Genomic DNA, 21,518 nt, shown 5'->3' on the forward strand with positions numbered 1-21,518 from the left:
TCAGCCGTAATTTCTTTAAAGTTAGCGGGCGTTATTTGCTAATTCATCTTTAATATCTGCAAAGTGATCATCATATAATTTTTTAATTACATCATCTGCCTTAATATCATTATAATTTTCATTATCTAAAATCATTGGATTTGTCTCAGAATAAGAATTAATTTTTTCATTAAAATTCTTTTCTTGCTTTTCAAGTTCTTTCTTTTCTTTTTCATTGTCAACTTCTATTGTTGGATTTATTGATGTAATTTTATTTTGTTTACAAGCAATCGCCCCTAGACTCGTTGTACTAATAAATGTTAAACCACTTAAAAGCGTTAAAAGCTTTTTCATCTTTCCACTCCCTTGTTTTAAGCAAAAAATACAATTTTTATTGAAAATTTTAATATTATTATTAAATTAATAAATTATTATTACTTTTTTTGTTAGTAAATAGCAAAATTACTATATCACAAAAAAAGTTTTAACAACTTTAATTTCAATAGTCGTGAAAACTTTTTTCTAATCCATTAATTAATGTTAATTCCGTGAGATTGTAATAAACCAGCCGCCGTTTTATCAACGACAACAGTAACATCCTGATGCATTTGTAAAGCGGTGCATGGTCATAAATTATTGATTTCTCCTTCAACTAATTGTTTAATTGCTTGTGCTTTGTTTGAACCATTGGCAATTAAAATAATTTTTTTAGCATTTAAAATTGATTTAATTCCCATTGATACTGCTTGTTTTGGTACTTCATTTGCTGAAGCAAAAAAACGGGCATTTGCTTGAATTGTTGTTTCTACCAAATCAACAACACCTGTTAAGGAATTAAAATCAGCTAGTGGCTCATTAAACCCAACATGACCATTTGTTCCAACCCCTAATAGTTGTAAATCAATTCCCCCCGCTTTAGCAATTAAAGCATCATATTCCTTTGCCCCAGCAACATAATCACCTGTTTCCAATGGAACATACGTATGGTTTTTATCAATATTAAGATGATCAAATAACTTTTCATTCATAAAATAACGATAACTTTGCAGATGAGTTGGTTCTAAACCAACATATTCATCTAAGTTAAAAGTTGTCACTTTACTTCAATCTGTCTTATTTTTTTGATAATCTTCAATAAGATACTGGTAAATTGGTTCTGGTGAAGAACCAGTTGCTAATCCAAAGACAATCTTTGGATTTTGTTGCACTGTATTGACAAAAATTTGCCCAACAACCTTTCCAATTGCATTTTCATCTTCAACAACAATTAATTTCATTTTTTTAACCTCATTTCTTACTATTGTCTTATTAGACTTCTTGCATTACTTGTTAAAAAATTGCAAATATTTGTAAAAAAGATACTAATAGAAAAATATAATTTTAATTAATTATGTTTTTTATTTAAAAATTTAATATTTTTCCACAACGAAAAATTAATTTATTATTTAAATTATTTAATTTTAAATAAATATTTTATGTTAAATATAATAATTGTAAATTATAAATTGAGGCAATTAAATTAAATCTTAAACCAAATCTTTTTCTTCGATTACGATATTTTTCTGTAATAATTTTAAATTTTTTAAGAATAGCAAAAATATTTTCAATAATAATTCTCATTTTTGAAACTAGTCTATTATATTGCTTTTGTTCTTTGTTTAAAGGGTTTTTCTTTGTTTTCTTTGTAGGTATTAGAACATTATTGTGATTTTTTTGTATTCCTTGATAACCACTATCAACTATTAATTTGGTATTTTTTAAAATTGGGATTTTTGATTCTTTAAATAAAGCATAATCATGTTTTTTTCCGAGCGAAAAACTTGTTGCAATAATTTTTTTGGTTTCTTGTTCGATAATTACTTGTGTTTTGATCGTGTGTTTTTTCTTTTTACCAGAATAAGATTGTTTTTGTCTTTTTTTGGGCGTTGGATTGGAGTTTCGGTAGCATCAATAATAATAGTTTTATCATTAAAATAATCATTTATTAGTGCTTTTTTACCAGCAAGTTGTTGAAAATCAGAGTTTTTAATTAAAATATCTTCAATTCACTTAATATTACGATAACAATTAGCCTCACTAATATCAAAACTTTTACCAAGATGAAAATAAGTCTGATATTCTCGTCAATATAATAAAGTCATCAATAATCTATTTTCTAATGATAATTTATTAGTTTTACCACCTTTTTTAAATTTTTCTATTTCAGCAACTTTTAAAATATCTAACATTTTATTAAAAGTGGATTTTTTTATTCCTGTTAATCTTAACCATTCTCTATCATTAAGAGTATTAAATTTATTATTGTTCATATTTTTATGTCCTCATAAATTATATTTTATAATAATATTTTAATAAAAAAGGGTATCGCAAGAAGTCTATTATATCCTATAACCTAAAAGCTTCTTTTATTGCTTGAATTTCAATTGTGAATAAGCAACTTCACCTTCACATAATGTCATTAAAACCTTTAATTCTGCATCCAACACCACTAAATCCGCTAATTTGCCAACAGCAATTGAACCGGTCTTTTCAAAAATTCCTAATTGCTTGGCAATATTAGTACTAGCAACCAATGCTAATTCTTGTAATGAGCAATTAGTAAAATGATGAAAATTACGAACACAATAATCATATGTTGCCACTGACCCAGCAATTGTCTCCGTTCCTTTAATAACAACTTTTTGCCCCGTTTTAACAACTGGCAAAGGTCCAAATTGATATTCCCCATAAGGAAGCCCTTTCGCAAGCATCGCATCAGTCACTAACGCAATGCCCGTTGCTCCTTTAATCTTGTAAGTTAAATTAATAATATTTTCATTAACATGAATTCCATCACTAATTAACTCTCCAACAACTTCATTGAAATTTAAAACCGCTGGAACAACTCCTGGTTGGCGATGATCATACTTACTCATTGCATTATATAAATGTGTAACATGTTTAACCCCCATTTTTACCCGCTCCGCCACTAAATCAAACGTCGCATTTGAATGACCAATTGATGGTAAAATATTATGTTCTAATAAAAACTTGGTGAAACTACCCTCTTCTTCTTCAGGTGCATATGTTACAATCCGAATATTATCATTTGAAACTGCGATTCATTTTTTTAAAAGTTCAATGTTTGGTGCTTGTAAAAGCGTTTGATCATGGGCTCCTTTAAAAGTTTTTGAAATAAATGGTCCTTCTAAATGAGCACCAATCTGGCGAGCTTGTGGACCTTTATTATAATTTGCCATATAATCTTGATAAACAGTTAAAATTGATGTTATTGTTTCATCACTACCAGTAATAATTGTTTGACAATACTTTGTGATTCCTTCTTGGGCTACTTCTTGGGCAAATTTTTGAAAACTACCAATTGTTCCTTTTTCGGTATCTTCCCCATAACCGCCATGAACATGACCATCAATAAATCCTGGCATAATAATTGCTTGTTGTAAATCATAACCTGGTTCAGTCGTCTGCCCAGCATTAACACTAATAATCTTATTATCTTTAATTTCTAATCAACCATTTGTAATTACTTGGTCTTCACAAACTATTTTTGCATTTTTTAAAATCATCTTCTTTGTCTCTTCTTTCTATTCTTTAAAAAGTAAAATTTAATGGTAATTTTTTCAAATCAAATGTTACTTTTTTTCGTCCTAAGCACCGATACAAGAGCGCTAAAATTAACATATGATTATTTTCTCGCAGTAAATAAGTTTGTTTACCAACAGTAATTTTAACACCAATATCAATATATTCAACATTATTAATATTGTTTAAATTAAACTGCACAACCCTTTCATTATTATCTTTATCAAAACCATCAATAATGAATCGCTTGTTCGTAATTAACAATACTCCTTTGCAAAAAAAATCAGTCTCATTTTGAGCAGTAAAAAAATGAATATTAACGGCATTGTTTTTAAAATGACATTTTTCCTTTGGTTCTAAATCAAACGCCACTGGCAAGACTTTTAACGGTCGTCACAAGGTAAAATTAACCTCTTCAACATTATAAATAAATTCTTGTTCACGACCATTTAAAACTAAATCTAATTTCCGCTGATACTTATAAAAACGATGAATAAAATCTTGCGTATAAGCAAAGTTTTTTAAAATCCAGCGTTTAAAAATCCAATACTTAAAACTGCGAAAGTTTTGCTCACCCATTTTTTTCTGATAACGGTCTAACACAAACCGTGGTTTATACTTAAAATTATCTTCATTTAAAGCAAATTTTCATTTTTCACGTTTTAAATAAAAAGTTACATCTTTTGTCATTCTTGAAAACATTTCCATCACCTTTGTTAATTATATAACAAAATAAAAAAACTCTAAACTAATCAATGATTAATTTAGAGTCTAGGGTTATTTTTAACTAAATTCAATGGTGGTTCAGGACGGAATTGAACCGCCGACACTTTGAGCTTCAATCAAATGCTCTACCGACTGAGCTACTGAACCACGATTGGCGGTCTTGACGGGATTTGAACCCGCGATCTCCTCTGTGACAGAGAGGCATGATAACCACTTCACTACAAGACCATTGGTTGCGGGGGCGGGACTTGAACCCGCGACCTTTGGGTTATGAGCCCAACAAGCTAACCACTGCTCCACCCCACAATTTTAATACTATCATATTTTAAGTTTTAATTGCAAGTTTTTTCTTGCAAAAAAAATGGCGGAAGATGAGGGATTCGAACCCCCGCGCGGCTTTCACCGCCTGTCGGTTTTCAAGACCGATCCCTTCAACCAGGCTTGGGTAATCTTCCACGATGCTCTAAAAGCAATTAAATATAACAATGGTGGACCCTACTGGACTTGAACCAGTGACCATCCGGTTATGAGCCGGATGCTCTAACCAACTGAGCTAAGGGTCCATGGTAGCGAGAAAGAGACTTGAACTCTTGACCTCCCGGATATGAGCCGAGCGCTCTAACCAGCTGAGCTATCCCGCCATATAAAAATTTTAATTGCTTTTTGGTAAATTAATGGTGGACCCGAACGGGATCGAACCGTCGACCCCCTGCATGCAAGGCAGGTGCTCTCCCAGCTGAGCTACGGGCCCAATTAAATAAAAAAATGGTCGGAAAGACAGGATTTGAACCTGCGACCCCTCGGTCCCAAACCGAGTGCTCTACCAAGCTAAGCTACTTTCCGAAAAAAAATAACATTTAAATAGATGGCGCGCCCAGAAGGATTCGAACCCTCAACCTTTTGATCCGTAGTCAAACGATCTATCCAATTGATCTATGGGCGCATAGAAGTAAAAGTATTTAAATGTTAATCCGATTTAAATGGAGGCACTAGTCGGACTCGAACCGACGATCGGGGAGTTGCAGTCCCATGCCTTAGCCACCTTGGCTATAGTGCCATAAAATCTAAACCCCTACTATATTATCATATTCACAATGCATTTCAACTAAAATAGACAAAAAACTTAAAATCATTTTCTTAATAAAAATTTTTTATTCAACAGCAATTAAAAATGAATATAATGGTTGATCACCATCAATAAATTCATATTCAACATCAAAACTTTCGTCAAGATATTTCCGGATGGCATTAATATCTCGCCTTTCAGCATCTTCACCCGTGAAAATTGTAACAATTTCTGTTGATTTACTAATCGCGCGGTCAAATAAATATTTCATTGTTTTTGATAAGGTTGGATATGAACAAATAATTTTTTTATTCATAATACCCATATATTCCCCTTTATTAATTTTAACCCCATCAATTGATGTTGTCTTTGCCGAAGCAGTAATTCCTAAACTTGTTACGGTTTTTAAACTTGATTTTAAAGTTGAAAAATTCTTTTTCGCAATTTCACCTGGTTCAAATGATAATGCGGCAACCATTCCTTCTTGAATCGAAGTTGTCGGTACAACATAAACATTTGATTTTCGTTCAACTTTTGCTGCTTGTTGTGCTGCTAAAATTGCATTACTGTTGTTAGGTAAAATAAAAACATCAACTGCATCAACCGCTTCAATAGCACTTAAATAATCATCTGTTGAAGGATTCATTGAAGAACCACCATTAACAGTATATTGAATATTTAAATCACTTTTAAAAAATTGAGCAATACCATTTGCTGGTGTTACTGCAATAATTGCCGCTGGATTTTTTAATTCCCGTTCAACGCTAATTGTTTTAACATGTTTTGCTGCTTGTAAATTCATATTTTCAATTTTAATATTTTTAAATTCACCATGTTGTTGTAAAAATATTAAAGTATTTCCAGGCATCAAGGTATGAACATGCACTTTTAAAATGTCATTATCAACAACAGCCACAATTGAATGGCCACCTTGATCTTCTAAGGTTTGGCGAACTTGGGTAACATTAATTTTATTAATATGTTTGCTATCTAAGATAACAATTGCTTCAGTACAATAACCAAATTCTTCGTTTTGTAAATCCATTACAACATTATCACCAGTATTTTCAATTTGTTTTTTCCGTTGTGGCACAATTTTCCCAGTTTTTCAATATATTGTAATTCCTTCAAAAATTTTTACTAAGCCAAAACCACCCGAATCAACAACACCAACTTCTTTTAAAACTGGTAATAACTCTGGGGTATTATTTAGAGATTCTGTTGAAAAATCAACAATTTTCTGAAATAAATCAGGAAGCGGAATTTCTTGATCCAATGTTAAAACATGTTCAGCTGTTTCACGAATAACAGTTAAAATTGTCCCTTCAACAGGTTTCATCACAGCTTTATAAGCTACTTCTTTTGCTTCTGAGATTCCTGCTTTAACTGAAACAAAATTTAATTCATCAAACTCTTTTAGACCGTTAGCAAAACCACGGAAAATCTGTGACAAAATAACACCAGAATTCCCCCGTGCTCCCATAATTAATCCTCGGGCAAAAACATCAGCAATTTTACTAATTGACTCTGAATCAAGGTCATTAATCTCCTTAACGGCATTTGTCATTGTTAAATTCATATTTGTTCCTGTATCACCATCGGGAACTGGAAAAACATTTAATTTATCAATTTCTGGATAAAAGTTATATAAATTGTTATACCCGCTGATTAGTGAATCTTTAAAAGATTTTGCATTAAATTCCATTTCTATCACCTTTACATTTTTCATTTAATTACTTTTTCCTTTTTTAATTCTCTTAAGTGATATAATTGTAAATCTTGCATTGTGCTAATATCTCGTTGTTAATAAATTTGTTAAATTAATAAATCTTGAATATTTACATTAACGTAAATCAGAATATCTTTTGAGTAAACATCCAATCTTTCTAATTCATACTTAATTCTAATTTGTATTTCTCGAGCAATATCTTTAATATTTACTCCTTCAAGTAAGATTAGAAAAATATCAATATAAAAATTACGACCATCTTGTCTCAATTTAATTGATTGTGAGTAATCTTTAAGTAGCATTGTAACATTTTCTTCGCTACTTTCTGCTTCATTAGCCTTAGCAAAACCAGCAACACCAGGAACGGTCGTCACTGCGGCATGAACTAAAGCTGCTATTTCAGTTACATTAACTTTTTCAATCATAAAAATCACCACTAAACTTAACATTAATAATTATAGCGAGAAAATACAATAAAGCAATAAATTTATTATATTTTCTTAATTAAAATTATTAATTTTCGTTTTCTTTCTCTACTATTATTTAAAAAAATCATCTAAATTAGTCAACATATGACTAGCACTAACAAGGCCGTCTAATGTTTTTTCCTCTGCTAATATTAATTCTTTGTTTTTTAACACAAAGTCTTTTGTATCAATGCTTTGTTTTGCTGAAAGATCTTTAATTTTGATACATTCATTAACATCCTCTCAAGAAAAACCATTTTGTACTCTTAAAGAAGCTATTGAATGAGCAATACTATGGTTTAACGCTTTTTGATCGCGTTTGCCACCAATTGTATTTTCAAATGATAAAGTTTGTGTAAACGAATAATGATTGCTACCTTGCCTTGGTCACTTGATTTTTTTACTGTCATCTCAATTATAAGATTTTCTCCCACATAGTATAATTTTACTACAAAATAAGGCTAATTAGCACCTTATCAGCCACAATAATCCAAAAATAAAAGATTCATAGATCGATGATATTTAGACTAAAAATCATCTTAAAAAGAGATAATTGTCGTAAAATAACAAATTTAACTACTTCTTTTACTTCTGATAAGTCTTATTAAAATCAAAAATTATAGCAAAAAAAACATTTTTAACTAAGATACCATATATTCGTTGTTTTCCCCCCACCCTAAAATAATCATATTTTTTAATATTTTGTGAAATTGTTTTATTAAAATGAATTTTAACATACTCTATTAATTCCAATGGTAGGGTTTTCGGCAACCCACAATTATTAGTTTGAATAGTTGAATAATAACAAGTTTGTCTTGAACCTTGTTTTAAACTTCGTATAGAATAATTACAAATTTTTTTAATTTCATTTAGAAAATCATCATTTACTTTTTTGATTTATTAATATATGTAAAATTGAAAAAAACCTTTTTATCTAATTCATCTATTTTATTGACCATAACATCCTGGCTTCGTTATTTATTAAATTAACTGTTCAATTTGTTTTAGTTTTTCGTGAAAATAACTTAATATTGCATCATCACTAATTTCTTCACCATAATTAGTTTCTTTTCACGGACCTTCAACATGCGAGATTGTTACTAATTCAAGCGCACTATATTTATTAAAATATATAAAAACTTTTTCAATAAATTTTAATTGCTCTTTAGTAAAACTTTTTTCAATTTCAGCAATTTTTTCTGTTGTAAAATCCTTAAAATTATCTTTTCCAACATATGACTTTCCGTATTCTTTTAAGAAATAATACATTTCTTCTAAAACGGAGCCATATTTTCATGCTTTAAATTTTTCATCTATTATTTTTTCCTGAAATTTAGCCATAAATAAACCTTGAATAAACATATGTTAATTTTTGAATTTGTAAATTTGTCATTCCAAAAACATCTTTATTTTCAATTTGTAAATTTCTTTGAATTTTATAATTTTCTGCTAATAATAAATATAGAAAATCTTTAATTTTAATTCCTTTACTTTTCATAATTATCCCTCCTTATGAAATAGATTTTATATATTCCAACCTTAATCCTTTCTAAACACTTTTTAGCAACAATAAAGACTGCCATTAATTTAAATAAATTATTATTTTATTTAATACCGCTGTAATATAATTATTATTACAAATGTTTGTTTAAATTAATGCTTTTAATGCATTAACTACATATAATCCTTTCCAAAAATAGTTAATTTTTAATCTACCAGTAATTTCACAACCATCTTACCTTGACCATTTTCAAACATAGTCTGAATTTTATCAATTAAGGCATTGCGATTATTTTGTAAGATTAATTTAATATCCTGATAAATCCCTTCATTTTTATTAAGTTTATTAATAATTTCCGCATTAAAAATTAACTCATCATTTTTATTAAAAGGACGCTGATGCTTTCTTGGATAATCGTATAACGGTAAATATGCACATGATTTTAAATTAATAATACTATCTAACCCTCTTTGCCGTAAAAGCTCGTTAATTGCAAGATATTGTTTTTCTGCTTTATGGTAAGGATGAGGGTTGCGATTACAATTTTGATCTTTTTCTCAATAAATATTCCATGCTGTTGAACGAGCTGATCAATTTTTTATTTCAATTGTCATAATATTTCGTTTGCTATTTTTATCAACACCCAATAAAGTAATATCAATTCGAGTTTGATTTTTTTGAATTCATTCAAAAACAATTAACACATCATCGGGCAATTTACTATCTAGTAATAAATTTTGAATAATTAATAAATTAAATTTTCAAGATTTTTGTTCTTCTTTACTAGGATTAAAATTGTTCATTTTACTTGCTCGTTGAATTAATTGTTCTTCAATTTTATCGATATTTTTTTAAAAATAATAAATTGTATAAATACAAAAAGCATTTAGTTTATCTGCTATTTCTCAATAATAATTTTTATTTTGAAGTTCTTGATTTAGCAATTTTTTCTTAGTAATAATAATTTGCTTTGAATCACGCGAACTAGTATTTTTAGGTTCACTTCAACCAAAATAAAAGATAAACCAAAAAACAACAATACCAGTAACACCACCAAGGAGAAAAAAGACTGATGTTGCAAACAATCCTTCTTCTGTAACAAACATACTAATCCCAATAATAATTAATAAGATACTACCCAGCGCTAAAAAAACACTAGTTTTTTTCATCTATATCACCTCAGATTTTAATTTTGATTTTGATTTGTTATTATAGTTTCAATTCATAGTTACGTTTGATATCTACTAGTATTATAACAAGAAAAATACCAAATATTTTTGGGTTTAATTTAAAAAATCTAAAATATAAAAAATTAATAAAAAATCATTTTTTTCTTGCTTTTAAAGTTAAAATTCGCTATTATTTTATAGTATGTAGATATAAAGGAGTGAAATCATGGCAAGAAAATGTGAAATTACTGGCAAAGGTGCTTTATCAGGTAATAAGCGTTCACATGCGTTAAATGCAACTCGTCGTAAATGAAATGTTAATTTACAAAAAGTTCGCATTGTTGTTGATGGTAAAGTTAAAACATTACGAGTAGCAACAAGAACTTTAAAAACATTAAAACGCAAAGGGCAAATTGCACAATAACAAAAACCAGGAAATATTTGAAAAATAATGAAAAAAAGTAAGGATAAATTTTAAAATTTATCCTTACTTTTTTTATAAAATACGATAAAATTAAACTGGTATCTAAATGCCCATGTGGCGGAATTGGCAGACGCAGTAGACTCAAAATCTACCGAAGAAATTCGTATCGGTTCAAGCCCGATCATGGGTACCAATTTTAAAACAAAAAAATAATCGGTAATATTTACCGATTTTTTATTTACTATAAATTGCAACAACTTGTCCGGATAAAACATTAACATTACCAGTGGCACTAACAAATTCATTGCTAATTGCATTAGCAGATAAGCCAACTAATGGTAAATCCTCAACATTATATTTTAAATTAGTAATTGTTACCGTCGCTGTTTGTAACGCAAATAATGAAAAATAACGATATTCTGGTTTTCTAATAACCTCATTCATTCCCGGTTGCAATAAATAAGCATAAGTATGATCATTAATAAAAATAACATTATAACGATAAATAAAGTTAAGACAACTTAATTGCATATCAAAACGATGACCTTGGGCAATTAAAATAATTTCAATTGGTTGGAGCTTTAATGCTTCTTGAATCGCAATTTCACCATCAATATAATCTTTAACTTGCGAAATTTCTAACACTACTTTGGCCTTGCTAGTAATAAGTGCTAATTCATCATCTTGTAAACTGTCTTGATCACAACACACTAAATCAATCTGATTAAAAGTTCTAATTAAATCTAAGCATCCCCGTTCAACGCCAATTTTGTAATAATCGTGGTATTGGTTTAAATCTAAGTTCGTTTCTGAACAAACAATTAACACTTTAGTTGGTTTCATTAGCTAATAATCCTTGTAAACGTTCCGCTAAATCAGGGTGGTCAAATAAATAACTTCCCGCTACTAAGACATCAACCCCATAGTTCTTACAAATTAATCCTGTTTGTTCATTAATCCCCCCATCAACTTCAATTAAAGTTGGATACTGATGCTGATCAAGATATCCTCGTAACTCTTTAATTTTCTTTGCTGCCGCAGGAAGAAACTTTTGCCCCCCAAAACCAGGTTCAACAGTCATAATTAATACTAAATCTAATTGCGCAAGATATGGTAAAACTACTATTAATGGTGTTGCTGGCTTAAGCGCTAATCCTATTTTTATTTTCAATTTTGTTCGTAATGCTAAAAATTCTGTTAGTTGTTCTGGGGTCAAAGCTTCATAATGTAAGGTGATTGATGAAGCCCCAGCTTTAACAAAGGGAACTAAATAACTTTCAACACTCCTATTTTTAATCTTAACCATTAAATGACAGTCAAGATGTAAATTACTTTCACTTCTAATATCTGCTAAAATTTTTGGTCCAAACGTTAGGTTCGGAACAAAATCCCCATCCATTACATCAAAATGAATTCATTCCGCTCCCGCTCTTGTAATGGCTGTTAAATCATCTTTTAAAGCTAAATAATTAGCACTTAAAACACTCGGAGCAACAAAATATTTTTTCATTATAACCTCTTTCTATTGTTCTTGCATAATTCGCACATAATCATTGTAAAAAAAGAGTGGAATTACTTTATCTTGGACTAATGCTTTTATTTTACAATGTGGTTCATGTAAGTGCAAACAAGTTCGAAACTTGCATTCATTGGCATACTGGGCAAAAAGATTATATGCTCTTGCTAATGATGCTTTTTGATAATCTCTTAAATCAAAAGTTGAAAAACCAGGCGTATCAGCAATCATTCCATCTAACAATTCATATAAAGCACTCGTTGTTGTTGTATGTTTTCCTCGCCCTAATGCTTTTGAAATTTCTTGGGTTTTAATAACCTCATCTTGTAATAATGTATTTAATGTTGATGATTTACCACTCCCTGTTTGACCAGTAAAAACCGAAATTTTATTTTGAAAAATTTGTTCAAATTGTTGTCAAGTTGCTTTATCATCAATTTTATTACTAATAAAATAAACTTCATAGCCTAACTGGGAATACCAATTAAAATATTTTTGATAAAGCTCATCAGTTGTTATTAAGTCTTTTTTTGTAAAAACAATCACTGGTTTTATCTCTTTATATTCAATAAACGCTAAATATTTATTTAATAAATATGAATTAAAGGTTGGTTCAACCATTGCTGTAATAATAATAACTTGATCAACATTGGCAATTCGTGGGCGGTATAACTCATTTTTACGCGGCGCAATTTGATAAATAATTCCTTGCTTGTCATCTTGTTTTTCAAACTGAACATAGTCACCAACAACCGGTTTAATTTCTTGGTGCCGAAAAATTCCTTTTGCTTTACAAACATAAATTTGGTGATCCTTATTATTTTTAACATAACAGAACTCACTAATAATTTGAACAATCATTCCTGTTTGATGCATATAATTTTACCTCGGTAATAACAAGCAAAGGCATATCATTGCTGTTAAAAAAGCAACAATTAGAAAAATTAATCAAAAAACAACTTTAATTTGTAAAAACCACGGATAAGAATAATAACGATTATGAACTTTCCCACGTTTACCTTTAACTTCAAGGTAATTACGTAATTTTAATGGTTTATCATATTGATGCTCAGAATTTTCAACAGCTTGCAAACTAGCGTTAAATTCAGCAACCGTTTGAAACCGTTCGGTCGGGTCTTTAGCAATTGCCTTTAAAATTACATTTTCTAAACTTTGTGGTAACGCGGGGTTAATCAACCGAGGACGTAATGGTAATTCTTTGACATGTTTAACTGCCACAAAAGTTGGGTTTTTACCAACAAAGGGGGCCATTCCAACTGCTAATTCATACAACATAATTCCTAACGCATAAATATCGCTTCGCCGGCTCGCTGGTCTAGACTGGACAATTTCGGGAGCCATATATTTTGATGTTCCAATAATTTTACCTGATTCTAAATCTTCACTGTTTTCTAAAATTGCCACCCCAAAATCAGAAACTTTAATTTTGCCATCATATGAAATTAAGATGTTTTCTGGTTTAATATCACGGTGAATAATATCATTTTGGTGCGCTTCAGTAATTGCTAAATTAATTTCATCAAAAAAATATAACAGCTCTTTCACAGTACAAGGTCCTAGCGTTAACAACCGATCTTTTAAAGTATAACCTTTTACTAGTTCTAACACTAAACAATTACGATCATAAGCTTCAAAAGACCCATAAACCTTAACAACATTTTTATGTGAAAATTGAGCAATAGAATTATATTCCTTATTAAAACGATCAACAGCTTCCTTATTTTTTGATAACGATAAAGTCATAATTTTAATTGCAACATATCGTTTTAATAACGTATCATATCCTTCAAAAACTTCAGCCATTCCCCCGTCGGCAATTTTAGCTAAAATCTGATAACGATTATATAACATAGTTCCAACTGTAATTTGTTCCATCTTCCGCACCCTTATTTTGAATTATCTTCAACTTGTAAACATAATAACATAAAAACGAACAGAAGAAAAAAATAACAGAGTTTAATCTGTTATTTCAAAAATAATCCCAGTTAAATTATCCGTTGATAAATTTTCTAAGGCGCGGTCAATTAAAATTTTAACTTTATCATTTAATTTATTTGCTGATTTTAAACTATCAATAATATCACTTTCATCAACATAATCATGAATCCCATCTGTTGTTAATAAATACTGTCCTTTAATATCTTCAATAACATATGTATCAATCTTTAAGGTTTTTGTTGGTCCTAAAGCACTTGTTAAAACTTTTCAAAAAGTATGCATGTTATACTGTTTTTTATATTGTCCTTGAAACTCTAGTTCTTGCTTTTCACGATATTCCGTTGAATTTTCCATATTTTGATCTGTTGTAATTTGATAAATTTTATCATAATGTAATTTATACAACCGGGAATCACCAATGTTAATAACATATACTTTTTCATTTGCAATAAGAGCTGCTACAACAGTTGTCCCCATATCACTTGTATCAGGATAAATTTGAGCATAAGCAACCATTTCTTCTTGAATTGATAAGATTGTTTGGCGAAATCATTTATTAATTTCTTCATCTGTTAAATTATTAAAATTTGTTCGTTTAAAATGAGCAACTAAACTATCAACAGCCATTTTACTAGCCACTTCTCCGTGTTGATGACCTCCCATTCCATCGCAAACAATCGCAATATAATTATTAAAGCTGTTGTTTGCAAAATCAAAGTAGTCTTGATTACTACTCCGGTAAGCCCCAATATCTGTCTTGTATCCAAAGCGTATTTGCATAATTATTTTCTAATAATCCCTTCATTTTTGGCACGTAACTGCCCACAAGCAGCATCAATATCGTGCCCAAATTCACGACGAACAATACAATTAATTTTTTGCTGTTGTAATGTTTCAAAAAACTGGTTAATTTTAGTACTCCGTTGATAACCATTTTCAGCAACAGTATTGTAGGGAATTAAATTAACATAAGCATTCATTCCCCGAATTAATTTTGCTAATTCTAAGGCTGTTTCACGACTATCATTAACATCTTCAATTAAAATATATTCAAATGTAACCCGACGATTAGTTTGTTCAATATAATATCGAACAACATCCATTAATTTTTCAACCGGATATGCTTTATTAATTGGCATCAATTGATTTCGAATTGTATTATTTGGCGCATGTAATGAAATTGCTAAGTTTACTTGTGTTTTTAAATCAGCAAATTGTCTAATTTTCGGAATTAAACCACAAGTTGAAATTGTAATATGACGCACCCCAATTTGATAACCTTTTGAATCATTAATAATGTTAACGAAATTAATAACATTTTCAAAGTTATCTAATGGCTCACCAATCCCCATTACAACAATGTGACTAACACGTTCTCCTGTTGTTGCTAAATAACGATTAACCATCATTACTTGTTGAACAATTTCCGCTGTTGATAAATTTCGGGTTTTTTTAATAAGCCTGAAGCACAAAAGGTACAGGCCATATTACAGCCAACTTGGGTGGTAACACAAACCGAATTACCATAACTTTGTGGCATTAATACCGTTTCAATTTTATAACCATCCGCTAATTCAAATAAAAATTTAACGGTGCCATCTTTTGATTGCTGCTGCACCGCAATTTTTAACGGTTCAATTGTATAATGTTCTTGTAATTTGATGCGATCTGGCTTTGAAATATTTGTCATTTCATCAAAAGAATATATGTTTTTAACATATATTCAATCAAAGATTTGCTCTGCTAAATATTTTTTAAAACCATGAGCCACTAAATCTGATTGTAGTTCCTGTTTTGGATATTCAAAAATTGATGTCATTATGTTCCACTCCACTTTTATATAATATAATTTTATCATAAAATTGGATTTGATAAAATAGACAAAAAAAACATTAATTAAAATTATTAATGTTTTTTAAAATTTATTTAGTTTTTGGACTTTGTCCATTTGGAATTGCTGCTGCTTGTTCCTTTCGCATTGCCGCTAATAATTCGCGCATATATGGTTTAATAACTTCTTGTTCACCACCATAGACAATTTGCACTGACTTACCACGAACAATCATCCCGGTACTTCCCCCTAAGGATTTAATCCCGTTCTGATCAACAACGCTACTATCAACAACTGTCACTCGTAAGCGTGACGCACATGAATCAACAGCAGTAATATTATTTGGTCCACCTAAAAATTCAATAATTTTGCGGGCTTTTTCACGTTTGGCCGCATCGCCTTTCGCTGGCACAGCACTAGCTTCACTACCACCTTGTTTTGCCTTAAAATCAGCTTTTGTGTATAGTTTTGCACTACCATCACGACCAGGAATGCCAACTTTTCCGTATTTAATACAGAAGTAAAAGGCCGCAAAGTAAATTGCAATATATGGGATTCCAACAACTAAAATTCAGTAGAAGTTTGTTCCTTTACCACCAACAAATGGAATGATTCCAAAGACAATAAAGTCAATAAATCCTCCTGACACCGTCATCGAAGTATGAACATGTAATAATCCCATTAACATAAATGAAATTGCACATAATGGCATATGAACCCCATAGAATAATCACGGTGCAACAAATAAGAAGGTAAATTCAATTGGTTCTGTAATTCCTGTTAAGAAACAAGTAAAGGCTGCTGAAAAGTAAATCCCCATCACTTGTTTACGATTTTGTTTTGGAACACTAAACCACATTGCCGCCGCGGCAGCTGGTAATCCAAACATCATAAATGGGAATTTTCCAGATTGGAATCGGCCAAGATTTAAGCCCATATGTTCTACCATTGTAAAGGTAATCTTTGGATCAGCAATAATTTTATACATAATCGTTTGATCTCCAACTGCTGAAATTGTTGAAGCATTTAATGATGATACTCAACTGTTAACAGCAACGATTGCATCAGCAGCACTAATTTTTGCCACATCAACACTAGCATCAATATAACCAGCAGCTTGTAGATCTTTTAAGAAAGCCATATAACTTAACGGGTCTTTCAAAACATTAGCAATTAAATCAGCCATACTCCCCCCCGCTTGTGTTCACCATAATGGTGAATAAAAAACGTGGTGTAGACCAAATGGTACTAATGAACGTTCAAAAATTTCAAAAATTAACGAATCTAACCCAACAGGTAATTTTCCGGAGTTATTTCCAAATCAAGCTAACCCTGTTCCAATTAAAGGTCAAATAATCATAAAAATAAATGCTAACGGAATTACCGCTAAAAACATAATAATTGGCACTAATTTAGTTCCACTAAAAAAACTAAGTGCTGAAGGTAATTGTGTTTTATGAAAACGATTAAAGGCAAATGCTGCAATCGCCCCCACAAAAATCCCACCAAAAACACCGGTGTTTAATGAATTAACCCCTAAATTAGTAGTTAATAATTTACTTTGTACCGCTCAAGTTTGACCAGTATAAAATAACAAATTAAACTGATCACTTACTCGTGCTGAGCTAACAATCACAATTTTTGCATTTGGATTATCAAATAATCGTTGATAAATCTCACTATTACGCATATAATTTAATAACTCATCAGCCGTCAATAAGGTTGGACTGGCTGATTTTAAACCATCAACCGTTAATCCTTTAATTGGATTAGCAACCCCCTCAATATCAACAACATATTGAATGTGGGCAAATGCTTCGTTTAATAATGACAACTGAATGGCATTAAAAACTAAAAACCCAACAACCGATGTTAAAGCTGCAACCCCGGCATCTTCTGTATAAGCCATTGCCACTGAAATACAGAATAAAACTGGTAAATTACCAAAAGCAATATCCCCCATTTTATTTAAAAAATTACCAAAATATCATGCTGCTGAAGCGGGGTCAACTTTTGATGAAATTGTTGCTCCAACTCCTAAGAAAATTCCGGCAATCGGTAACAATGCAATCGGTAACAAGAACGCTTTACTTAATTTGCTCAGCGTTGCCATTGTCCTCTGATTTGACTGTTTTCATCATGCTCGTGAGACAAATGGCTTAAGTTTTGCTTGTTCACTCATTTTTAACTTTCTCCTTTTAAAATAATTTCTAAAATAATATTACTTTCTATAAAACTAATAAGAAAAAGCCTGATATTCCAATAACATAGCAAAAAAATGCTCCGTATAAAGCAATATTCCGCTTAATATAAGTCCACAAATCTAATTTTGTATTATTTTTAGCATAATAATCGCCACTATTTGCTAATCGCCTTTTTTGGATAATTCAAACAATTAATAATATTGTTCCAATAATCATACCAAAAAGTACAATTGCCAAATATGTAATATTCTGTGGTGATAAACTTAAAATCATTTTGGATATGTTACTCTTTTCTACTAAAATAATTTTATCATAACCAGACTTGTCCATAGAATTTTTATTATTTTATATTTTTATTATAGAATATTTTTCTTTAAAAATTTATAATTTATATATTTTAATTAAACTTGCAAATCATTTTCTACTTTATAATTTATCTAATATGTTGTAAAATAGAAATAGTTGATATTATGAAAATAATTTTCATGGCAATCATAAAGAAAGGAGTTTCTATGTTATCCTTATTAACATATGATAAAACTAACTTAACCGATACTGAACTATCAGTAATTGAACAAATTATTAAAAATCCTTTATTGTTTACTAGTAAAACCATCTCTGAATTAGCCAAGGCTTATTATGTTAGTGAATCAACTATTACACGGATGGCAAAACATTTAGGTTTTAGAAATATCAAAGAATTGCAAATGCATATTTATGAACGATTAAATTTTTTAAACAAAAATTATGAAACTAATGAAACCATGAATTTAAAAGATATTGCTAACAATATGCGTGTCTATTATTCTTATAGTATTCATGAAACAATCGACAATATTGACTTAGACGCTTTAGATCGTCTAATCAATGATATTGTTATCAAAAAGCGAATTTTTGCTTTTGGTATTGGCAGTTCCTTCCTCGCCTGTCGTGTTTTACATAGTAACTTAAATATGATTGGATACAACTGTTTTACAACAGAAAATATTCATTCTTTAATGGTGACAATGCAAAACGTCGATGAGGATGATTTAATTATCATTTTTAGTAAATCAGGAAAAACCAACGAAATTATTAATGTTATTAATTTAGCAAATAAACTTGGGATTAATGTAGCACTTATTACTAACAATCCTAATGCTGACCAATTGTATAAAATTAAACATAAAATTCTCTTTGAAGTTCATACCAAAGAAAATGAGCGTTTTCCCGCTTTATCTTCTAAAATTGTGCAAATTTTAATCTCGGATATTATTTTTCGAAGCTTATTAAAAATTCATCCAAATTTAGAAGAAAAAATCAAGGCGGCAAACGCAATTACTGAGGAGTACAACAAAGGCGCAATAAAAAAATAAAAACTCTTAATTTAAAGAGTTTTTATTTTGCTCAATTTCAAACATTTCTTTTGTATAATTAAAAACACTGCCATATTGTTTAACAACTTTTGTAACTGGTAAATCGGCTTTAATTTCACCAGCAGCTAAATAAATGATGCGATCACAAAACCATTCAATTTCTTCCATATTATGTGAAACTAAAACCATTGCTCACTGGTTAGTAATAATGTTTTGTTCTAAAAACTAAAAAATAACTTCTTTAACGGCAATATCTAACCCCGTTGAAACTTCATCTAAAATTACTAATTGGGGTTGGTGAATAACGGATAATAAAATATTTAATCGTTGTTGTTGACCACCCGATAATTTAGCAATATTCTTTTTCATTACAGTTGTTAATTGATAAGTTTTTAATAGCTCTTTAATTTCACTGGCGGTTAGATTTAATTTAAAAGTATCACAGTAATATTTAATCATATCCAATTGTGTTAACCTCGGCGGATACTGTGAGTTTTGAAATTGGATTCCAATTGTTACCTCTTGATGATAAATAATTTCACCACTACTAGGTTTTCTTACCCCAGCGATAATCTCACTTAAGGTTGTTTTTCCACTTCCATTAGCACCAATTAAGCCAATTTTTTCATGTTGGTGAATTGTAAAATTAATATCTTTTAAAACATATTTTTGATGATATTTTTTACTGACCGCCTTTACTTCTAAAATAACTTCTGCCATAATTTTTTCCTTTAACAATTGTAATTAAACTCTTTTTTATTCTACCATTAAATCTTAGCGAAGCTTATTTTTAGGACAATTTATAATTTATAAAGAAAAAAATAGCAATTTACCAAACTTTACCACTTTTATAAAAAAATAATTAAATAATTGCCTATCACAAAAAAAGACAATATAATTAAGATGGGAAAAATAGTTTTTCCCAAACTGTCTGCCAATTTTTTGGTACACTGATTGATAGAATTGTAAGTACAATAAGTAACGTAACATAGTCATAGCGATATATACATAAAATAAAAAAAATGATATTTTAAAAAATATCATTTTTTTTATTTAAAAATTGTAATTGTAATTTGTGGTTTTAAACTTTCAACCAATTCACGAGAAGCAATCCCCGGACTAAAAGCAGTTGCTGAACCCGCACAAATTCCCATTAACAATGCCGCTTGATAATCCTTTGTTGCTAAATAAGTACCAACAAAACCAGCAACCATTGAATCACCAGCTCCAACTGAATTAACTAACTGTCCTGTTGCTGTATTTGCTAAGTAAACATCATGTTTTGTTATTAAAATACTCCCATCTTTGCCACTACTAATTAAAACATTTTGCGCACCTTGCGCACGAAGCTTTTGGCCTAGTGCAACAATTGCTGTTACTTGCTTAAAGTCGTAATTTGTTCCAAACAATTCATTTAATTCCGCTAAATTTGGTTTAATTAAAAATGGTTTTGTTGCTAAAGTTGATAATAATGCATCTTTTGTTGCATCAACAACAAATGAGATTTGATGGTCATAACAATAAGTACTAATGATTTGATAAAGATTATGATCACAATGCTGTGGTAATGAACCAGAAATAATTAAACAATCATTTTTTGTTACTTTTGCTTTAATTAAGGTTAAAATTGTGGTAACATCGGCATCTGTTATTGCAAAAGCAACCCCATTTAATTCTGTTTCTTGCTTAGTTTCTAAACTTTTAATTTTCATATTCGTACGGGTTTTACCACTAACTTCATGAAAATAAGCCGGCACTTGTTGCTCTGTTAAATAATGTTCAAACATTTCCTTGTTATCACGACCCAAAAATCCTAACGCCGTTGTTGGATAACCTAAGTGTTGTAACATAACAGCAACATTAATTCCTTTACCACCAATGACATCATATTCCCCAACTGCTTTATTTGTTTCGCCTAACTGAAAATTAGGAACTTCAATAATTTGATCAATTGCTGGGTTTAACGTTAATGTATAAATCATCTTCTTACTCCTTTATTTCTTATTTTAA

At 30.0% G+C, this 21,518-nt stretch carries 23 protein-coding genes, 11 tRNA genes and 1 pseudogene; 3 read left to right on the forward strand and 32 right to left on the reverse strand.

Annotated features, from left to right (window positions below):
• Positions 1-21: 21 nt before the first annotated feature.
• The 21 genes from TS70_RS01665 to TS70_RS01770 form a co-directional block, all read right to left on the reverse strand.
• Entirely contained in the window at positions 22-333 is a 312-nt protein-coding gene (locus TS70_RS01665; protein ID WP_040093971.1) for a lipoprotein, read from the reverse strand.
• A gap of 176 nt (positions 334-509) precedes the next feature.
• On the reverse strand, positions 510-1,256 hold the full coding sequence (gene nagB, locus TS70_RS01670) for a glucosamine-6-phosphate deaminase (RefSeq protein WP_198049230.1): 747 nt from the start codon (positions 1,254-1,256) through the stop codon (positions 510-512).
• A gap of 196 nt (positions 1,257-1,452) precedes the next feature.
• Positions 1,453-2,288, reverse strand: a protein-coding gene (locus tag TS70_RS01675; protein WP_105628856.1) for an IS5 family transposase whose coding sequence is annotated in 2 segments (ribosomal slippage) — positions 1,453-1,892 and positions 1,892-2,288 — 837 coding nt in all. Because the reading frame shifts where the segments join, the coding sequence is not laid out codon by codon here.
• Between the two features lie 96 nt (positions 2,289-2,384).
• Positions 2,385-3,545: an N-acetylglucosamine-6-phosphate deacetylase gene (gene nagA, locus TS70_RS01680; protein ID WP_198049231.1), complete on the reverse strand. Its 1,161-nt coding sequence runs from the start codon at positions 3,543-3,545 to the stop codon at positions 2,385-2,387.
• Between the two features lie 25 nt (positions 3,546-3,570).
• Positions 3,571-4,263 (reverse strand): hypothetical protein, encoded by a 693-nt coding sequence (locus tag TS70_RS01685; RefSeq protein ID WP_198049232.1) that lies wholly within the window; start codon positions 4,261-4,263, stop codon positions 3,571-3,573.
• Positions 4,264-4,358: 95 nt separating this feature from the next.
• A tRNA-Phe gene (locus tag TS70_RS01690) sits at positions 4,359-4,434 on the reverse strand.
• Between the two features lie 5 nt (positions 4,435-4,439).
• A tRNA-Asp gene (locus TS70_RS01695) sits at positions 4,440-4,515 on the reverse strand.
• Positions 4,516-4,517: 2 nt separating this feature from the next.
• Positions 4,518-4,593: transfer RNA gene (locus tag TS70_RS01700), tRNA-Met, on the reverse strand.
• A 56-nt stretch (positions 4,594-4,649) separates the two neighbouring features.
• Positions 4,650-4,742, reverse strand: a tRNA-Ser gene (locus TS70_RS01705).
• A 31-nt stretch (positions 4,743-4,773) separates the two neighbouring features.
• Positions 4,774-4,850: transfer RNA gene (locus tag TS70_RS01710), tRNA-Ile, on the reverse strand.
• Between the two features lies 1 nt (position 4,851).
• A tRNA-Met gene (locus tag TS70_RS01715) sits at positions 4,852-4,928 on the reverse strand.
• A 34-nt stretch (positions 4,929-4,962) separates the two neighbouring features.
• Positions 4,963-5,038: transfer RNA gene (locus tag TS70_RS01720), tRNA-Ala, on the reverse strand.
• A gap of 15 nt (positions 5,039-5,053) precedes the next feature.
• Positions 5,054-5,130: transfer RNA gene (locus TS70_RS01725), tRNA-Pro, on the reverse strand.
• Between the two features lie 23 nt (positions 5,131-5,153).
• Positions 5,154-5,230 (reverse strand) — tRNA-Arg (locus TS70_RS01730).
• Between the two features lie 38 nt (positions 5,231-5,268).
• Positions 5,269-5,344 (reverse strand) — tRNA-Cys (locus TS70_RS01735).
• A 94-nt stretch (positions 5,345-5,438) separates the two neighbouring features.
• Positions 5,439-7,058: a DAK2 domain-containing protein gene (locus TS70_RS01740; RefSeq protein ID WP_198049241.1), complete on the reverse strand. Its 1,620-nt coding sequence runs from the start codon at positions 7,056-7,058 to the stop codon at positions 5,439-5,441.
• A gap of 110 nt (positions 7,059-7,168) precedes the next feature.
• Complete coding sequence (locus TS70_RS01745) at positions 7,169-7,531, reverse strand: Asp23/Gls24 family envelope stress response protein (protein ID WP_232332303.1); 363 nt, start codon at positions 7,529-7,531, stop codon at positions 7,169-7,171.
• A 999-nt stretch (positions 7,532-8,530) separates the two neighbouring features.
• Entirely contained in the window at positions 8,531-8,890 is a 360-nt protein-coding gene (locus TS70_RS01755; protein ID WP_157944247.1) for a Panacea domain-containing protein, read from the reverse strand.
• A complete protein-coding gene (locus tag TS70_RS01760; protein WP_157944248.1) occupies positions 8,883-9,047 on the reverse strand; it encodes a hypothetical protein in 165 nt (54 codons plus the stop codon). The genes TS70_RS01755 and TS70_RS01760 overlap by 8 nt, the downstream gene beginning before the upstream one ends.
• A 209-nt stretch (positions 9,048-9,256) precedes the next feature.
• Positions 9,257-9,853, reverse strand: coding sequence for a hypothetical protein (locus TS70_RS01765; RefSeq protein WP_198049233.1), 597 nt, complete (start codon positions 9,851-9,853; stop codon positions 9,257-9,259).
• 48 nt (positions 9,854-9,901) lie between these two features.
• Positions 9,902-10,219: a hypothetical protein gene (locus tag TS70_RS01770; protein WP_127093118.1), complete on the reverse strand. Its 318-nt coding sequence runs from the start codon at positions 10,217-10,219 to the stop codon at positions 9,902-9,904.
• Between the two features lie 226 nt (positions 10,220-10,445).
• Here TS70_RS01770 and rpmB point away from each other — a divergent pair, with 226 nt between their 5' ends.
• Together rpmB and TS70_RS01780 are read left to right on the forward strand one after the other, a co-directional pair.
• On the forward strand, positions 10,446-10,643 hold the full coding sequence (gene rpmB, locus TS70_RS01775) for a 50S ribosomal protein L28 (protein WP_040093986.1): 198 nt from the start codon (positions 10,446-10,448) through the stop codon (positions 10,641-10,643).
• Positions 10,644-10,751: 108 nt separating this feature from the next.
• Positions 10,752-10,836, forward strand: a tRNA-Leu gene (locus tag TS70_RS01780).
• Between the two features lie 41 nt (positions 10,837-10,877).
• Here the strand turns inward: TS70_RS01780 and TS70_RS01785 are convergent.
• The 8 genes and pseudogenes from TS70_RS01785 to TS70_RS01820 all read right to left on the reverse strand — a co-directional run bounded on the left by TS70_RS01785 (position 10,878) and on the right by TS70_RS01820 (position 18,426).
• The gene (locus TS70_RS01785; protein ID WP_198049234.1) at positions 10,878-11,486 is read right to left on the reverse strand and encodes a thiamine diphosphokinase; all 609 of its coding nucleotides are present in this window, start codon (positions 11,484-11,486) and stop codon (positions 10,878-10,880) included.
• Positions 11,473-12,153: a ribulose-phosphate 3-epimerase gene (gene rpe / locus TS70_RS01790; protein ID WP_040093990.1), complete on the reverse strand. Its 681-nt coding sequence runs from the start codon at positions 12,151-12,153 to the stop codon at positions 11,473-11,475. Before rpe ends, TS70_RS01785 begins: the two co-directional genes overlap by 14 nt.
• A 12-nt stretch (positions 12,154-12,165) precedes the next feature.
• Positions 12,166-13,035 carry a ribosome small subunit-dependent GTPase A gene (rsgA, locus tag TS70_RS01795; protein WP_198049235.1) on the reverse strand — a complete coding sequence of 290 codons (870 nt, stop codon included), beginning with the start codon at positions 13,033-13,035 and terminating at the stop codon, positions 12,166-12,168.
• Between the two features lie 6 nt (positions 13,036-13,041).
• Positions 13,042-14,055 carry a serine/threonine protein kinase gene (locus TS70_RS01800; RefSeq protein WP_198049236.1) on the reverse strand — a complete coding sequence of 338 codons (1,014 nt, stop codon included), beginning with the start codon at positions 14,053-14,055 and terminating at the stop codon, positions 13,042-13,044.
• An 81-nt stretch (positions 14,056-14,136) separates the two neighbouring features.
• Positions 14,137-14,898, reverse strand: coding sequence for a PP2C family protein-serine/threonine phosphatase (locus TS70_RS01805; protein ID WP_040093996.1), 762 nt, complete (start codon positions 14,896-14,898; stop codon positions 14,137-14,139).
• A gap of 2 nt (positions 14,899-14,900) precedes the next feature.
• Positions 14,901-15,937, reverse strand: a pseudogene (gene rlmN / locus TS70_RS08810) (23S rRNA (adenine(2503)-C(2))-methyltransferase RlmN).
• A 103-nt stretch (positions 15,938-16,040) separates the two neighbouring features.
• On the reverse strand, positions 16,041-18,131 hold the full coding sequence (locus tag TS70_RS01815; protein ID WP_198049237.1) for a PTS transporter subunit EIIC: 2,091 nt from the start codon (positions 18,129-18,131) through the stop codon (positions 16,041-16,043).
• Between the two features lie 46 nt (positions 18,132-18,177).
• Complete coding sequence (locus tag TS70_RS01820; RefSeq protein ID WP_198049238.1) at positions 18,178-18,426, reverse strand: hypothetical protein; 249 nt, start codon at positions 18,424-18,426, stop codon at positions 18,178-18,180.
• Positions 18,427-18,665: 239 nt separating this feature from the next.
• On the opposite strand from TS70_RS01820, the gene TS70_RS01825 reads away from it, so the two are divergent.
• Positions 18,666-19,508: a MurR/RpiR family transcriptional regulator gene (locus tag TS70_RS01825; RefSeq protein ID WP_198049239.1), complete on the forward strand. Its 843-nt coding sequence runs from the start codon at positions 18,666-18,668 to the stop codon at positions 19,506-19,508.
• Between the two features lie 6 nt (positions 19,509-19,514).
• Here TS70_RS01825 and TS70_RS07145 read toward each other — a convergent pair whose 3' ends face one another.
• The 3 genes from TS70_RS07145 to pfkB all read right to left on the reverse strand — a co-directional run bounded on the left by TS70_RS07145 (position 19,515) and on the right by pfkB (position 21,490).
• Positions 19,515-19,697, reverse strand: a complete 183-nt coding sequence (locus tag TS70_RS07145; RefSeq protein ID WP_232332305.1) for a hypothetical protein — start codon at positions 19,695-19,697, stop codon at positions 19,515-19,517.
• Positions 19,698-19,733: 36 nt separating this feature from the next.
• Positions 19,734-20,228, reverse strand: coding sequence for an ATP-binding cassette domain-containing protein (locus TS70_RS01830; protein WP_232332306.1), 495 nt, complete (start codon positions 20,226-20,228; stop codon positions 19,734-19,736).
• 329 nt (positions 20,229-20,557) lie between these two features.
• Positions 20,558-21,490: a 1-phosphofructokinase gene (gene pfkB / locus TS70_RS01835; protein WP_198049240.1), complete on the reverse strand. Its 933-nt coding sequence runs from the start codon at positions 21,488-21,490 to the stop codon at positions 20,558-20,560.
• Positions 21,491-21,518 lie beyond the last annotated feature (28 nt).

It is taken from the genome of Spiroplasma sp. hyd1, assembly GCF_016082235.1.
Taxonomy (GTDB): Bacteria; Bacillota_I; Bacilli_A; order Mycoplasmatales; family Mycoplasmataceae; genus Spiroplasma; species Spiroplasma poulsonii.